Source organism: Flammeovirga sp. SJP92 (genome assembly GCF_001583495.1).
In the GTDB taxonomy this organism is placed as follows: domain Bacteria; phylum Bacteroidota; class Bacteroidia; order Cytophagales; family Flammeovirgaceae; genus Flammeovirga.
Map to the genome: position 1 here is coordinate 209527 of NZ_LQAQ01000019.1, position 16745 is coordinate 226271.

Sequence of the window (16745 nt, forward strand, 5' to 3'; positions counted from 1 at the left end):
ATTGAAAGAGGTAGAGTAAAAGCATTTTTATCACTTCCTCTTCATCAGTTAAATAGAAATAGATTTATATACTTAAAATTAGGTTAAACGGGTAAATCATTAATTTCTCATTAAATTAGGTTTATAGGAATATAGTAAATAAACCGCTCTGAAAGTAGCCTATTAACAGTTTTACTTGGTAAAACAATATAAAGACTTCATTTCTCCTAACATTGACCAATTGCCAGGCCTGTGGTTTAATTTTTGAGAATTTCCCTACCACTTATCATTTTAAGTATAAAGGATTTTATCTAACCGGAATAATCTAAATTCTCCTCTTTATTATCCTTTTTCCTTTTCTTATAATGTAATTCTAACGGAATGGTAAGAATGTTTGAAACAACAACTGGAACGTCTGTTTCTAGCGTAGATGGATATAAAGGTGTATATTTTTTTTGAAGATTTCTAATGCTGTCAACTGACGGAATCAATTCATTTTCAACATAATTGATACAAACTTTATATAATTTTTTAATTTTTTCTATCCATTGAACTTTTTCAACGAGAAATTTGTTTGTCTCGGTTAACGACAAATATACATTAGAATAATTTTTCATATCAGAGAGAGTTATAATTTTTATTAATACTGTAAATCTCCCGGAAAACGACTCTATTTCAGATAGAAGATTACCCATCGTTCAATTTTAGGTAAATTACTTACTACTACTTGGTTCAATGACTATTAAACAGTATTCCCAATCATTACATGAACACTTTATACAAACTCTCCTTTTTACTAAATAATTGTGTTTTAAGTACTAAGTCAAAAATAAATCATAGTTAATTCTAATTTATTTTTTGAGCTTACAACGCTAAAAAACGTATTAATAGAACCACTATTAATACGTTTTTTGAAGGAAGTAATCACAAAACAATAAATAGAATTAGTATTAGTATGAGATAATTTTGAATTTGTACTTACCAATAATGTTCAGGGTAATGCTTATTCGGTACAAATAAATCTTTTTCTAAAGTATCCGAACGATTAGCCATTTCCCATATTAATTTCATCCCTAGTTTTGTTCTTTTATAAACTAAGTCAAAGTTAACTCTATCAACATCGTCTGTGGGGGCATATAAATCCTCTTGACAATAATCTGTTAGAACAGTAGTTGGTATATTTCTAAACACTAGTGCATTAGAAACTCGATTATTATCATAATAGGTACTGCTTGAAGTTTTGGTATAGATTTTCAGGTCCTTCTCATAGGTGTTCGCCGTTTCAAGAATGATCTTCTCATACATTGAAGAGTGCAGTTGTGTACCAAGCAAGTAACAATAGTTTTCATCTTCTACCTCTTTATGTTTTCTCCCTAATTGCTTAAAAGTAATATTGGCTACAATATTATCTATTGGTAAGCCAGAATACTCACAGAAGAAAAACTCACCTATTGAGAAGATCTCATTGACGGTAAAGTTTACAAAAAGTATAGATCTTCGAGGTGAATAACCTGCTTCTTTTGCTTTTTGAAAGGCCAATGCTAATTCCATTACTGCAGCGGTTGCTGTAGCGTTTGCATTTGCTCCATTGTAAATTACACCTTTTTGAACTCCAATTCCATCATAGTTAGCATTCACCAATATTATTTCATCTTTTAAATCAGTCCCCTCAATAAACCCTAGAATATGCTCATTTTCATATTCCAAAACTTCATATTTTGATTCTATATGTATTTCGGTTTTTAGTTGCCTTTGTTCTTTCTTCTTAAGCATATTGTACCTACTAATCATTTCTTGTTGTTCCTCCGAAAATAAAGAAAGAATTGTATTCCAATTTACACCGACCCACTCAGAAGAAGCATCATCGCTCTTAGCAATCCATTTTTCATATTCCGATTTTCTTAAATAAGCAATTGGTAGTTGTTTACTAATTGACCTAAAGTCTTTACGATTTAAATTGTGTTCATTGTCCTTGATTGAGAATAAAATTTTTGCATCTAGGTCTTCAATTTTCACTGTATTCATTTTATCAAAAGGGTCATAATGATGAAATATGACTCCTTTATCTCTAGTATACCTTCTGTATAGATTCTTAAAATCAATTTTATCTACATACAAAATTTCTATATCTCCATTCAGATCAACACTGTTAAATGGAAATAAGTCAAAGTGATCCTTTGTCAAGATGGCATTCTGATTATACACTTTAAACTTTGTGTATTGAGGGACAAAAGTTGGAAATTGAAGGGTTCGTTCCTCATTATACTTTGGAATATTATTAAGATTATAAAAAGATTTGATATAGTCAGCTGCTAGTTTATGTCCTCCTTCCAGCATATTACGACCTTTCATTTCATCACTTGCCAATACTTTGGTATGCTCCTCTAAAGCATCTTTTGATAAATAACTTACTACACTATTCATTTCTGAAGCAGTTGTAGATAAAGTAACATTTTGAGCAAATAAAAAGCAGGGGCTGAATAGAGCCAATAGGCTAGTAATGATATTTATTTTGCAATTCATAAATAGTTTAACTTTAATTTATTTTGATTTTAACACGATGAAGAAGCTTATTATCTAATTATAGTTAGTCTGATTTAAGTTTTAATCATGCGTGTTTATATAGTTTAGTTCGAAAATAGGCTTAAAAATTATAAACCCCAAAAAAGTCATAACAACATTTTTGGGGTTTAAAAGCAGTTGATCAATGAAAATCAGAAGTTTTGGATTTTCTTTTTTAGCCTACTCTTCGTTAGAATATCATCACGTAGCTCTTCTATTATGACTTTATTAGACTAAAAAATAACTATCCAACTTATCCTAATTTTAAATGTCCTACTGCTTAAATTAGAACTGAATTTACTCAGTCATGTTATTTCTTATTTTCCTAGAAGCTCTTCAAGCTTTTTCTCTAAAGCATCACCTCTTAGGTTTTTAGCAATGATCTTTCCTTCTTGGTCCAATAGCAAAGTAAAAGGGATACCCTCCACTCCATATTGTCTTGCTACTTCACCATCAGCATCTAGTACCTGAGTCCATGAAATGTGATCTTGTGCAATAGCACCTTTCCAAGCTTCAGCATCTCTGTCGATAGATACACCGTACACTTCAAAACCTTTGTCCTTATATTTTGTATAAGCTTTCAAGACATTTGGATTTTCCATACGGCAAGGTCTACACCAAGACGCCCAAAAATCAATCATTACATATTTTCCTCTGAAAGATTCCAAAGCAATTGTCTTTCCTTCTGGGCTTGCTAATGCAATTGGCATTGCCTCTGAGCCTACCATTGTAGCTTTTAAAGCATTATAACTTTTTGCTACTTCCATCACCAAACTGTCTTGAGGGAATTTTGCTTCTAGCTTTTCAATAGTTTCTGAGATTGCTTCAAAACTACCTTCTTTATCTTGAATAAAGTTTAGGGCTACCAAAGTCACATAGGCTCCGTCCATTTTCTTAAGCATTGCTTTGACAGCTTCCTTCTGGTCGTCTTGTAGTTTTTTGAACTTCTCTAAAACAGCTTCTTTATTTTCAGATGTTGCATATTCCTGTTGCAACTCACTTCCTTTTTCAGAGAAGGAATCATACATTTTTTTCAACTCATTCAATTGGTCATTTTCTTTAGAACCTGTAATCTTGAAGAATTCTCCGCTGTTTTCAACCTTCAAATCCATTGTTTCAAGTACAAGAAGCTCTTCCGCTTGATTACCAATATTTAAAGTATATAGACCAATTTTTGGAACAGTATATTCTAATGTGAACGATCCTTTCGCATCCGTTGTTGTCTCTGCCACATTTTTCTTACCGCCAACACTTTGAATCGTGTATAATATGATTTTTGTACCTTCAGCTTGATCGTTAAGAGTACCAGAAATTTTTACAGAAGCAGGATATGTTTTATCTCCTACACTAGACCCACCGCAACTTACCATAATAAAAGCAAGGAGTAGGAAAAAAATGTTGTGTAATGTTTTCACTGTTATACGTTTACTTAATGCTATGTTCTCAATACAGCAGTAATATTGACTTATTTCCTTCTAAAACCATAGCATAAGACTTTAAAAAGGTTAAAAAAATCAACGTTTTACTGAGAAAGCACCTTATTAATTCATATAACAAGGTGCTTTCTAATATGCAATATACACAGATCTTTATTTTTCCAATGCTTCTCGGAGCAATTGATTTGTTTTTTGAGGGTCTGCTTTGCCTTTTGCCATTTTCATCACCTCTCCCATAAAGAGGCCTAAAAGGTTTTTCTTTCCTTTTTTATATGCCTTTGCTTTATCCGGGAATTTAGCAATTGCTTGCTCTACTAATGGCAATAAGAAGTCATCTCCACTGTCTTGAATAAGGTCTAACTCTTTAGCTACTTCTTCTGGCTTGCTTCCTTCACGTTCAGCTACTGCTTTCAATAATTGTTGCGTTGCGGCAGCATGACTTACTTTTTTGTCGTCTACCAATCCAATAATTGCTGCAACTTGAGCCGGTTGAACTGAAAGATCAGCATAAGATACACCGCTTTCGTTGACCATTGATTTCAATGGACCGTTCATCCAATTTGCTGCTGATTTAAAGTTCTTTGTGGCACCGCATATAGCTTCAAAATAAGTTGCTGTTTCTCTAGTTTCCGTCAACTGATACGCATCTGCTTCTGAAAGCTTGAATTCTGAGATAAATTTCTCTACCAATTCATACGGCAAGCTTGGCATCTCTTGCTTGATTTTCTCCACCCACTCTGGTTTTACAATCATAGGCGGTAAATCTGGGCAAGGGAAATATCTATAGTCATTTAATGTCTCTTTGGTTCTCATCCCGTAGGTTTTTCCCGTTTCAACATTAAACGTTCTTGTTTCAGAAATGATCTCCTCTCCTTTCTCAATCATGGCAATCTGACGCTGCATTTCATAATCGATGGCTCTTTGGATATTACGCATAGAGTTCATGTTCTTAATCTCACATTTCTGCCCTAGCTTTGTATCGCCTTTCAAACGAACAGAAACGTTGGCATCACAACGTAATGAACCTTCTTCCATATTACCGTCAGATACTTCTAAGTAACGGACAATTTTACGGATTTCTCCTACAAATGCCGCCGCTGTAGCAGAATCATGAATACAAGGTTCTGTTACGATCTCCATCAATGGCACTCCAGCTCTGTTCAAATCCACTAATGTATCAGGCGAACCTTCTAAGTGTGTTGACTTTCCGGCATCTTCTTCCATGTGAATACGGTTTAGAATCACCGTACTTTTTTCACCTGCTTTAGTGACTACACCCACGTGTCCACCGATACATATAGGTGTTTTATCTTGAGTGGTTTGATATCCTTTTGGCAAATCTGGATAGAAATAATTTTTTCTATCGAAGAATTGATATTCTGAAATTTTACAGTGGCATGCCAATCCCATTTTTATAGAATACTCTACTACAGATTTATTCACTTTGGGTAATGTGCCCGGCAATGCTAGTGTAATTGTACTGACATTAACATTAGGATCTTGACCGTAGGTCGTCGGGTCTGAAGCAAAAATTTTACTTTGAGTCTGTAATTGTGAATGAACCTCCAATCCTACTACAAGTTCATATTTATCCAAAATTGCTTTATCCATATGCTATGTATTTATTTCAAAGCGTTGGTAGTCAGTGTAGAGCAGTTGAAAAAAATAAAAAGGTTAATAAGTACCTGACTCATCTGCAGTTTAATGGCTACACCTTCAATTGTGCTTGATTGTTACTTTTAAAATTTCATAAACAAAAAAGTCATTCTTTTAAGAAAAAATGACTTTTAAGCTATTTCATTACAATATTAATAAAATAAAGGGAATTACACTAAGTGGAATGATAAAATTATCGATCACATTTTATTTAAGTACCAAGACAAAATTATTTTTGGCTTTGTACCTACCATAAATCATCTTTAGTGTTTACGTTGACTTGCCTTGAATAGTATTTCTTTTTCTTCCTGCGTCAAGCCTTCGTACCCTCTTTCTGATATTTTATCCAAAATCTCATCTACACTATCTTGTGATGGTTGATTTGTGGTAGAAGTGGTCTGTGTCTTACTGGCTGTTTTCTTTTTTGATCTATGTACTACTTTCAATTTTCTATCTGATTTCGTCAGATTTGTAAAGAAATTAGTCATCGCATATAATGGCTTTCCAAGGTCTGTCCCTCTTTTCAGTAAAGAAACGTAAGAGAATCCCATCAAAGCACCGCCAAGGTGAGCAATTTCTCCGCCAGCATTACTGCCTGCCGACTGAATCAAAGACAAGAAAATATAAACAGCCGCTAAGTATTTGATTTTTACAGGACCAACAAACAAAAGATTTATTCTGTAATCAGGGGCAATCGTTGCTGCTCCTACTACAATTGCATATACACAAGCTGATGCACCAATCAATCCACTTACCATTTCCATGTGTCCTTTATAATAAGGTACCACATTGTACATCAATAAGTAAGCTAAACCGCCTGCAATACCACCTAGGAAATATAATGCAACTAACTTCTTGTCGCCTAAAAACTCAGTAAAGATGATTCCAAACCAATACATGATCAACATGTTGAAAAGGATATGGAAGAAATCACTCATGCTGTGCATAAAGAAGTAAGTGATAAGCGTCCACGGCTTCACTACTGCATCTAATATATAAGGAGGTAAGGCTACGTTGCTGAAGATATATTGATCATAAATACCATGTAAACCTGACAGTTTGAATACGAGCATCAAAAGACTCATACAAACATATACGACAACATTTACAATAATTAGTCGAAGTAGCCCACTTCCAGGTTTGTTCCATGTATACTTTAAATCGGAGATAAAGCCATTCATAAGAAGTTATAATAAAGGTTTAATGGGTGATAATTAGAGAACCTACTTTAATCATAAAGGTTTAAGTATTAGGTATTTTAATTTACGGAAAATCCCTTACTTTTAAAAATGTTCCTTATTATTCATCCCTTTTTACATTTTTATATTAGATAGATGAAGTCCTTATTTAGAAGACGTCAATCTATGGTTATTTCAATATTAAGACAACTACTTTGTCAACTAAATTTCCGGTAGTTATCAATTGATTTTTCTGCAAGCTTTAAAGGTGCTACTTCCAAGCTTCCTTCTTCTTCATTTTTGTCTTGAAACAAAAACGAAGCAAAAAATTCAAGGCTTTGAAGTTAAAAGCAAGGTGGTTCTTGTGATGGTTCGCGAGGACGTTGCAATACAACGTCCCTGTATACGTCATTTTACAGACCACGATCAGATCTATTCACTCTTAACTCAAACTACTGATAGCTCTGATATCTCCATCTCTTCATCAAAATGTAAGCGAACAAAGCTCCTCCTAAGTGGGCTAAGTGTGCTACATTATCTGCTGGATTTTGAGCAATCAATTCATATGTTTCATATAAGATATAAGCACCTACCAAGTATTTCGCTCTGATTGGAATAGGTGGGAATAAAAGCATCAATTTTAAATTAGGGAACAGGTAGGCAAAAGTGAATAGGATGCCGAAAATAGCTCCTGAGGCACCCATCATAGGACTATCAATTTTTAAGGTATGGAACATTTTCACCATCGCTGATCCTAACTCTTTATAACTGGCATTATCTGGCGATGAGAAAAATACATTCTCTGTAAAATCATACAATGAAATATTACCTACACTCTCTACATATGGAAGATAGTTTTGCTTACCATATTGCAATAGTTCTAAAACACCAAATTTCTGATAGAATTCATAGTTAGAATAGCCATTTGCAAAATTGTAAAAGTTCTGAGGTGTTTGATTCATCATATATTCAGCACCTAAGACCTCTATGTTGTACACTTCATAAAATTCGACCATTCCGAATAACAAACCGCCAAAAATCCCTGTCAGGAAATACATAATCAAGAAACGTTTCGATCCTAATACATTCTCCAGCATTGGCCCGAAAATAAATAGGGCAAACATATTGGAAAATAAGTGACGGAAACCACTGTGTACAAACATGTAAGTGACAGGCTGAAAGATCTGGAACTTTTCAGACCAAGGATGATGGTAGGCTAAAGAATCCGAAATAAATGCATCGATGTACTCTGCTGACATATTGGGTAAAATGCCACCGACATACGGCAAGGCAAATATCACCAAATTCATGATCAGCAGTATTTTAACATAAGGTGTTAAGTTCTGTCCCATATTTATAATTTAGTCTTTAACCTCAAAATATACTATTCTGAAGGCTTGATTTCTTTAATGTTGAGCTGCAGGTTTTTCCTTCCTTTATACTCATTGATTTCCAATCTAAAAAGAACATCCACTTTACCGCCAACACATGCTTCCATTTTTTCTGCCTGACTAAAAGCGATGGCATCAAACTTTTGTTCTCTTTCTCCTTGACTTATTTTCATCTTAAGGTGCTTGTCTTTCAACACTCTTGGAGTACCGTCTACAATGACATTATTAGCTTGAAAAACAGGTGGAGGATTATCATGTCCAAACGGCCTCATTTTCTCAATAATACCTGCGGTAGCAAGATCCAGATCGGATAGATTTACATTTAAATCTACTTTTACCTCCGATACAAATTCCTTTCCATTCGTCAGTTTGTCCACTTCTGCCACAAATTTTTGCTTAAAAGCTGACAGATTTTCCTCCTTTAATGACACACCTGCCGCTGAAGTATGACCGCCGAACTTTGTCAGCAAGTCCTGACAGCTGGTCAAAACAGCATGAATATCAAAATCACCTATCCCTCTTGCCGAACCTGTCACTTCATCTCTTGAAAGCGTCAGTGCCACCGTTGGTTTACCATATTTTTCAGCACACCTTGAAGCTACAATACCCAAAACACCTTTGTGCCAATTTTCACTATATAAAACTAAGGCACTCTTGTTTTGTTCTGTTTCGGCCATCTCCATTGCCTCTTTGGTATTCTGCGTATCATATTTTTTTCTCAGATCATTGATACGACCGAGTTCCTTGGCTTGTTCCAGAGCTTCTTTGGGATCTTTGGATGATAGAACTTCCGCCGCTATTTGTGCGTGTGCTATTCTTCCCGCTGAATTAATCAATGGCCCGAAATTATATCCTAAGTCCTGTAGTTTTAAATCCGCCGGCGTAAGGTTTAATACGGTAAACAAGGCTTTTAATCCTTCTTTTTCAGTATTTTTGAGATACTTTAAACCTTGATTACATAATACCCTGTTTTCATCCAGCATTGGTACCACATCACAAGAAGTTCCAAGTACTACCAAATCTAGATGTTGCCATAAAGGCGTTGGGTCAATGCCATGTTTCTGACAAAAGCCCTGCAATAGTTTAAATCCAACACCACATCCTGAAAGCCCTTTGAACGGATAGTTGCAATCGCTTCTTTGGGGATTCAAAACGGCTGTTGCCTCCGGTAATTCTTCTCCTACTTGATGATGGTCACAAACTATAAAATCTATATTTCTATGGATGGACTCTGCTATTTCATCATGATTCAAACTGCCACAGTCCAACGAGATAATCAATTGACAATTGGTAGCAACAGCGTATTCTACGCCTCTTAATGAAACACCATATCCTTCAGTGTATTTATCAGGAACATAGAAGTCTATATTAGGATAAAAATCCTGAAAGAAATGCATAAATAAAGCTACAGCACTTGTGCCATCTACATCATAATCTCCATAAAAAAGAATACGTTCTCCCTTCTCAATGGCCAATGTCAGACGGGCTACAGCCACATCCATATCTTTCATTAAAAATGGATCGTGCAGTTTTTCTAATGTAGGACGGAAATAGTCGCGTGCACTATAAATAGTATGCACTCCTCTTTGTGCCAGCAAACTTGCTATCACTTTGGGCACATTGGGTTGCTTTAATAAAGCTTTGACGTATTCTTCTTTAGGTTCAGGGATTAATGTCCACTGTTTATTCATGTTCTGTTATTTTGTGGGTAGACAAATAGGTCAACCCCAACGACGCGTACGTTATTTTTTTATGCCAAAGGCCAATGCCACCCAAGCAGCAATAAAACCTACACCACCAATAGGAGTAATCGCTCCTAACCATGTGATTCCGGTTACTGACAATATATATAAACTTCCAGAGAAAATAAGGATACCCAATACCATAAATACGGCAGACCATTTCAACCAGCTTCCTTCTATCTTATTGGCTAATGCTCCTAAAAGCAACAAGCCTAATCCATGATAAAAATGATATTTCACTGCTGTTTCAAAGGTTTCGGTCCTTCCAAACTGTTCTAATGTGGGTTTCAATCCATGTGCACCAAAGGCACCTATCGCAACGGCCAAAGCACAAATTATGGCTCCTGTTTGAATGATTTTTTTCTCCATTTTTGTTTGTTGGTTTATATAAGTACTGTGACAAAAGTAAAGGTACATTTTATCTTATCTTTTTTATCCTACTCTTCGTTAGATTTTTATCGCGTAACTAAGGCTATGCTCTGCAAATCTGCCTTGTTAGATTTTTATCGCGTAACTAAGGCTATGCTCTGCAAATCTGCCTTGATTAGAATAAAAAATAACAAGCTAAAATTATCCCTTTTCTTCTGTCCTAGTACTTAGTATGCAAGATAGGGATAATGAATGAAGAATACCATCTGTAGGGACGTTGCATTGCAACGTCCGCCGAACCACAACAAGGACCATATGCCATATACTCGTAGACGTAGACCCATAATTGAAATTATGGGCTTATGGGAAGACATCTCCCACTGGCGCGAATGTTAAGCGATAGCGTCATTCGTGTCCTGCAGATCACCAGAAATCTCCTGATTTCTAAATTCCATAAATAATAGAAAATCTAGTTGGTAAGTGGTTTTTATGGTGGTTCTTAAGCCACAAGGCATTGTGGCTCTACATAACGACATCTTTTCAATTGAAGTATCATTGATTGAAAGAGACCCTGTAGGGATGTTGCATTGCAACGTCCGCTGAACCACAACAAAGACCATATGCCGTATACTCGTAGACGTAGACCCATAATTGAAATTATGGGCTTTTGGGAAGACATCTCCCACTTTTTATATCGCAAGTGTTAAGCCGAAAGGCGCCACTTGTGATGATATATTGGCGAAGTCTCCCGACTTCGAAATGAATGAAATTATGGTGTTTATATTCGAAGTCAGGAGACTTCGCCAATACTCAGTTCCAAGTGACGCTAACGCTTAACACTTGAAACATGGTGTAGAAAAGACCATCTCTGCAACGTCCACACAAACCATTTTTCTTAATTCTACATTCTTAACGCTTCATTACAATCACTGTTAAAAGATCCCAAAACAAAGTATACACCTTGTCATCAATTCTCCTTCATTTATCTAGGGTATAAACTAATTGAAAAAGCAACGTAATCTTCAATCTAAAATGTCATTCAAAATAAAATCAATCCTGCTATTCTTATTTTTCACAATTTCATTTTCTTCTTATTCTCAACAAGTAAAGAAAGGTATTTCACACATGGGTATCTTAAATACACCTTTTTCCTTTAAAATGCTTCCACTTTTTAATATTCATCTTTTCTATGATTATCAGTTTAGTGATAAATGGGGAATTCAAGGGGATGTCAGTTTTGAAATGGGTACAAACAACTATATTGATGGAACTGCCCTTGGATTATTCAATGTATTATCCATTGCTCCAAAATATTATATCCATGACAATAGAATATCTAAAAGGGGACATCTTAAACAGCTTTTCTTAAGCGCTGCATTACTGGGACAATGGGATACTGGAAAACGATTAGCGGGTTCATCATTTGACACTTACGCAGAACGAAGAGTTTTTCCTTTTCAAGCCTATATTGCACCACAGTTAACTTACAGACATGTGGGCAAGAAAGGATTTATTTATCAGGTATTAGCAAGTTACCCTATTGGATTATACACACCTGATCACACTCCTACAGATCAAGATTTATATCAAAAAGAAGGGATGGAAATTAGGTTTAATTTGGGCTATATGTTTTTCTAAAAAATAAAATAGAGCAGATCCAATCACGATGTTTCAAGTATTAAGCGACAGTGCCACTTGGAACTGATTATTGGCTCCTGACTTCGAATATAAATACCCTATTTTTATTCATTTCGAAGTCAGGAGACTTTGCCAATGTGCCATCACAAGTGGCGCCTATCGGCTTAACACTTGCGATATAAAAGGAGGAAATACCTCATCCCTCTTCCCTCTTAATTCTTAACTCAAAACTCTTCCCTCAAAAACCTAGCTCCATCCGCCACCTAAGGCGTTATACAAGCGGATCAGTTCTGTAATTTTCACCAATTTATTATTGACCAAAATGATTTCTGCTTGCAAAAGGTTTTGACGGGCAGTGATTACTTCCAAGTAATTGGCAGATCCTGACCCCAAAAGGTCTTGAGAATACTCTACCGCTAGACGGTAAGCTTCACATTCTGCTTCTTGATTGATGATCACCTCTTCTTGTTTGTCAATAATTAAAACAGAGTTCGAGACTTCCTGCCCTGCCAAAAGGATTTGCTTCTGGAAATTCAGTAAAGCAATTTTCTCTTCGCTTTGTGTGATCTCGTATTGTGTTTTAATCTGACGTTGATTCCAGATCGGTTGTGTTGCTGAACCTAAAACATTAAACAAGAAAGAAGACGGGTTAAACCAATCCTGCACTTGAATACTTTGAAGGCCTGCTGAAGCAGAAATTCTTAGAGAAGGATAGAAATTTGCTTTCGCGATATTTACCCTTTCAAAAGTACTGATCAAATTGTACTCCGCTGCTTTTACATCAGGTCTGTTTTCTAATAACTGTATAGGCAGACCTACATCTAACTTAAAATCAAAACGGTCATTGAATACAGAATCCCTTTCAATGGCGTGGTTGTTTTCTCCCATTAAGAAAGAAATGGCATTTTCTGAGATTTCAATGTTCTTCTCCGCTTCCACCAACAACACTTTTGAATTGTAAAGCAAAGCTTCTGATTGCTTTACGGCCACCAAAGTCAATTCACCAGCTTTGTACAATGCTTCCGTCACCTCTAAGCTTTCCTCTCTTGATTTGATCGTTTTCAACAAAATTTCTCTTTGTTTATCAAAACCAATCAGGCGGTAATAATTAAAGGCCACTTGGCTGACCAAATCAGAAACAATAGCTTTCTTTACTTCCTCTTGTGTCAGTAAATTCATTCTTGAAGCTTCCGTTGTGGCTTTTAATTTACCCCAAATATCCGCTTCCCAAGACATATCCACTCCCACATTGTATTGCTGTTGATTACCAAAAGCATTACCTATTGGAGTATTGGCAGAGTTTTGGGTGTAACCCGCCGAAATATTACCATTGACAGTCGGTTGGTTTACACTCTTTCCTTGCTTGAATAGTGACTTGGCAATCTCCACATTTTCCAATGCTATTCTTACATCGTAATTGTTGGTGATAGCTCTGTCTATATAATCTGTCAACAAGCTGTCTTTAAAGAAATCAGACCAGATGATTTGCCCAAAATTCTGATCATGGGCCACATTTTCGTTGGTGATTCTGTAAAGGCTTTCGTCGTCTATCTCTACAGTTCTTGTATAATCTTTACGGATCAGACAAGAAGACATAAGCATACTTAGGAGTACACTTAATAGGGTTAATTTAGTATACTGCATGTTCTAGTTCTTCTTTTTCAGGTTTTTGAGGAGTACGCTTCTTAAATAGTTTTTCATGAATGCCCTGGAACACCACGAACAATACCGGAATAAAAATCAGTCCTAATAAAGTACCCACTAACATCCCTGCCACAGCACCTGTACCAATAGATTTATTACCAGCAGCTCCTACTCCACTAGCCATTACCAATGGAGTCAAACCTAAGATAAATGCAAATGATGTCATTAAGATCGGACGAATACGCTCTCTTGCACCTTCCACTGCGGCATCATAAAGTGAGTATCCTTCATTTCTTCTTTGCAAGGCAAACTCAATAATCAGAATGGCATTTTTAGCTAATAAACCTACCAACATGATCATCGCTACCTGGAAGTAAATGTTGTTTTCTAAACCTCTCCAGTTTGTAAAACTATAAGCACCCAATACCCCAAAAGGTATAGAGAACAATACAGCAAATGGAAGAACATAACTTTCATACTGCGCCGCTAAGAAAAGGTACGTAAACAAAATACTCAGCATAAAGATATAGACCGACTGCCCTGATGAACTGATCTCCTCTCTTGTCAAGCCAGAGTAAGCGATTTCGTAATTCAATGGCAATGTTTCCTGAGCAATTCTGTTGATTTCAGCAATGGCCTCACCTGAACTGTGTCCTGCAACTACACCACCTTTTACAGAAACGGCATTATAAAGGTTGAATCTATTGATAGACTGAGGACCATAGGACCTTGTCAGTTTCACAAATTCTGAAATCTGAACCATAGTCCCTTCGCTATTTCTGACGAACATATTATCCAAACTTCCTTCATTCTTACGATCATCCGGTTTGGTCTGCATATTCACACGAAGCTGTTTACCGAATCGTGTAAAGTCCGCCACATAATAACCGCCGATAAACCCTTGCATGGATTTGAAAATATCACCCACCAATACTTTTGATTCTTTGGCTTTCGCAACATCAATTTCCATTTCTAATTGAGGGAATTCCATATTAAATGAGTTGGAAGCAAAGGCAATTACTTCTGACTTTTGAATTTCTGAAGTGAATTTTTTCGCCACTTCATCCAATCCTGACAACTGACCTGAAGCTTTGTCTAAGATCTGGAATTCAAAACCATCTGAACTACCAAAACCTGGGATACTTGGAGGTACAAAGAAGATCGTTCTGGCCGTTTTGATATGAGCCGTTCTTCTTTGCATCTCTGCAATGATACCGTCTTTAGTTGTTTCAGGAGTTGTTCTTTCTTTATAATCTTTCAAAAGCACGAAACCTAAAGCGTATGAACTACCTGCACCTGAGAAGAAGTTGGAACCCGAACGCATGGATACAGAGTGTACCCCTTCCGTTCCTTTAATAGCCGCCAACATTTCTTCTGTCATAGCAAAAGTTCTATCCATTGAAGAACCAATTGGCAATTCCATATTGATAAAAATTACACCTCTATCTTCTGAAGGAACAAAACCTGATGGCGTATTGGCATCGAAATAATAAATGCCTCCAAAACTGAAAACCAATGCCACCAATGTAAGCCACTTGTGCTTTAAGAATACCTGTAAAGTTCTTGTATATTTCTTTACACCTATATTAAATGCTAGGTTAAAAGCTTCATAGAATTTATCTAAAAATGTTCTTTTCTCTTCCCCTTCATGTGACTTTAAGAAGAGTACACACAAGGCCGGACTTAGTGTCAGGGCATTGACGGCTGAGATTAAAATCGAAATAATCAATGTCACACCAAACTGCTCATAGAATACACCTGATGGACCTTTGATAAAAGTAATTGGAACGAATACCGCCGCCATTACCAATGTTACAGAGATGATGGCACCAGAAATTTCACTCATGGCTTTACTTGTCGCCTTGTGTGCATCTTTCTCTCCATTATCTAGTTTGGCATGGACGGCCTCCACTACTACAATGGCGTCATCCACCACAATACCAATGGCGAGTACCAATGCAAAAAGCGTCAATAAGTTTAAGGAATATCCTAAAACACCCAAGAAGAAGAATGTACCAATAATGGCTACGGGTACAGCAATGGCTGGAATTAATGTAGACTTAAAGTCTTGTAAGAAGATCCATACCACAAGGAATACCAAGATAAAGGCTTCAATCAATGTTATTTTCACTTTATCCATAGAAGCCGTCAAGAACTTGTTGGTGTCATAGTTGATCACGTACTTGATACCATCAGGGAAGGTCTTCTCTAAGCGCTGCAATTCTACGTGCAAGTTTTCGATCACTTCCTGCGCATTGGAACCTGGTGTTTGGAAAATACCAAAACTCACACTTGGGTGCCCTAATGTGATGGACCTTGTATCATAAGAAAAGGCATCTAACTCTACATCCGCCACATCTTTCAAACGTAAATAACGGCCATTTCCTTCCGAACGGATAATAATATCTTTGTACTCTTCCGGTGTTTTATAACGGCCTTTATATTTGATTACAAACTCAAAAGGAGAACCGGAGTTTTGTCCCAAAGCACCTGCTGCCGCTTCTAAACTTTGCTCATTGATGGCATTTTGAATATCAGTAGTCGTCACTGAATACGTCGACATTTTCGCAGGATCAAGCCATATTCTCATCGAATAATCTCTGGCTCCAAACGGAGAAACAGAGGCCACCCCTTTTACCCTTTGCAACTCAGGTTTCAGCTGAATATTAAAATAATTGGACACGAAAGTCTCGTCATAATCTTTATTTTCTGAATAGATGGCTGCATACATCAAAGAAGAGTTTTCCTTCTTTTCTGTGATCACACCACTACGAATCACCTCTGCCGGTAATTTGGCATTGGCTCTTGCCACCCTGTTTTGAACGTTTACCGCCGCCACATCGGGGTCAATGCCCTGCTCAAAGAAAACGGTAATAGAAGCCGCACCGTCATTGGATGCACTCGACGTCATATACGTCATGCCTTCCACACCATTGATCTGTTCTTCAATCGGCACAATCACACTTTCAAGAATGGTCTGTGCACTGGCACCTGGGTAACTGGCTGTTACAGCAACAGTAGGCGGAGCGATATTGGGGTATTGAGATACCGGTAAGTCCATATAACCTAGTATCCCCAACAATGTAATCACCACAGAGATTACTGTTGACAATACAGGTCTGTCAATAAATTTTTGTAACATGAAATTGG

General features: G+C 36.5%; 12 protein-coding genes. 1 reads left to right on the plus strand and 11 read right to left on the minus strand.

Annotated elements, in window-relative coordinates; translation table 11 throughout:
- Positions 1 to 290 precede the first annotated feature (290 nt).
- The 9 genes from AVL50_RS06035 to AVL50_RS33290 form a co-directional block, all read right to left on the minus strand.
- Positions 291 to 596: a hypothetical protein gene (locus AVL50_RS06035; protein WP_157491169.1), complete on the minus strand. Its 306-nt coding sequence runs from the start codon at positions 594 to 596 to the stop codon at positions 291 to 293.
- A gap of 361 nt (positions 597 to 957) precedes the next feature.
- Positions 958 to 2502 (minus strand): M28 family peptidase, encoded by a 1545-nt coding sequence (locus tag AVL50_RS06040; protein WP_082795685.1) that lies wholly within the window; start codon positions 2500 to 2502, stop codon positions 958 to 960.
- A 356-nt stretch (positions 2503 to 2858) separates the two neighbouring features.
- Positions 2859 to 3956, minus strand: coding sequence for a TlpA disulfide reductase family protein (locus tag AVL50_RS06045; protein WP_157491170.1), 1098 nt, complete (start codon positions 3954 to 3956; stop codon positions 2859 to 2861).
- A 174-nt stretch (positions 3957 to 4130) separates the two neighbouring features.
- Complete coding sequence (gene gatB, locus AVL50_RS06050) at positions 4131 to 5588, minus strand: Asp-tRNA(Asn)/Glu-tRNA(Gln) amidotransferase subunit GatB (RefSeq protein ID WP_062615588.1); 1458 nt, start codon at positions 5586 to 5588, stop codon at positions 4131 to 4133.
- A 308-nt stretch (positions 5589 to 5896) separates the two neighbouring features.
- The gene (locus AVL50_RS06055) at positions 5897 to 6706 is read right to left on the minus strand and encodes a rhomboid family intramembrane serine protease (RefSeq protein ID WP_062615589.1); all 810 of its coding nucleotides are present in this window, start codon (positions 6704 to 6706) and stop codon (positions 5897 to 5899) included.
- Between the two features lie 557 nt (positions 6707 to 7263).
- Positions 7264 to 8163 carry a rhomboid family intramembrane serine protease gene (locus tag AVL50_RS06060; protein ID WP_062615590.1) on the minus strand — a complete coding sequence of 300 codons (900 nt, stop codon included), beginning with the start codon at positions 8161 to 8163 and terminating at the stop codon, positions 7264 to 7266.
- 32 nt (positions 8164 to 8195) lie between these two features.
- Entirely contained in the window at positions 8196 to 9893 is a 1698-nt protein-coding gene (gene recJ / locus AVL50_RS06065; RefSeq protein WP_062615591.1) for a single-stranded-DNA-specific exonuclease RecJ, read from the minus strand.
- 51 nt (positions 9894 to 9944) lie between these two features.
- Positions 9945 to 10313, minus strand: a complete 369-nt coding sequence (locus tag AVL50_RS06070) for a DUF423 domain-containing protein (RefSeq protein WP_062615592.1) — start codon at positions 10311 to 10313, stop codon at positions 9945 to 9947.
- Positions 10314 to 10705: 392 nt separating this feature from the next.
- Positions 10706 to 10999 carry a hypothetical protein gene (locus AVL50_RS33290; protein ID WP_172826775.1) on the minus strand — a complete coding sequence of 98 codons (294 nt, stop codon included), beginning with the start codon at positions 10997 to 10999 and terminating at the stop codon, positions 10706 to 10708.
- A 346-nt stretch (positions 11000 to 11345) separates the two neighbouring features.
- Here AVL50_RS33290 and AVL50_RS06080 point away from each other — a divergent pair, with 346 nt between their 5' ends.
- A complete protein-coding gene (locus tag AVL50_RS06080) occupies positions 11346 to 11951 on the plus strand; it encodes a hypothetical protein (RefSeq protein WP_062615594.1) in 606 nt (201 codons plus the stop codon).
- Positions 11952 to 12197: 246 nt separating this feature from the next.
- Here the strand turns inward: AVL50_RS06080 and AVL50_RS06085 are convergent, their stop codons facing one another.
- Positions 12198 to 13595 (minus strand): TolC family protein, encoded by a 1398-nt coding sequence (locus AVL50_RS06085; RefSeq protein WP_063850571.1) that lies wholly within the window; start codon positions 13593 to 13595, stop codon positions 12198 to 12200.
- The gene (locus AVL50_RS06090; RefSeq protein WP_062615596.1) at positions 13582 to 16737 is read right to left on the minus strand and encodes an efflux RND transporter permease subunit; all 3156 of its coding nucleotides are present in this window, start codon (positions 16735 to 16737) and stop codon (positions 13582 to 13584) included. Before AVL50_RS06090 ends, AVL50_RS06085 begins: the two co-directional genes overlap by 14 nt.
- Between the last annotated feature and the right edge of the window lie 8 nt (positions 16738 to 16745).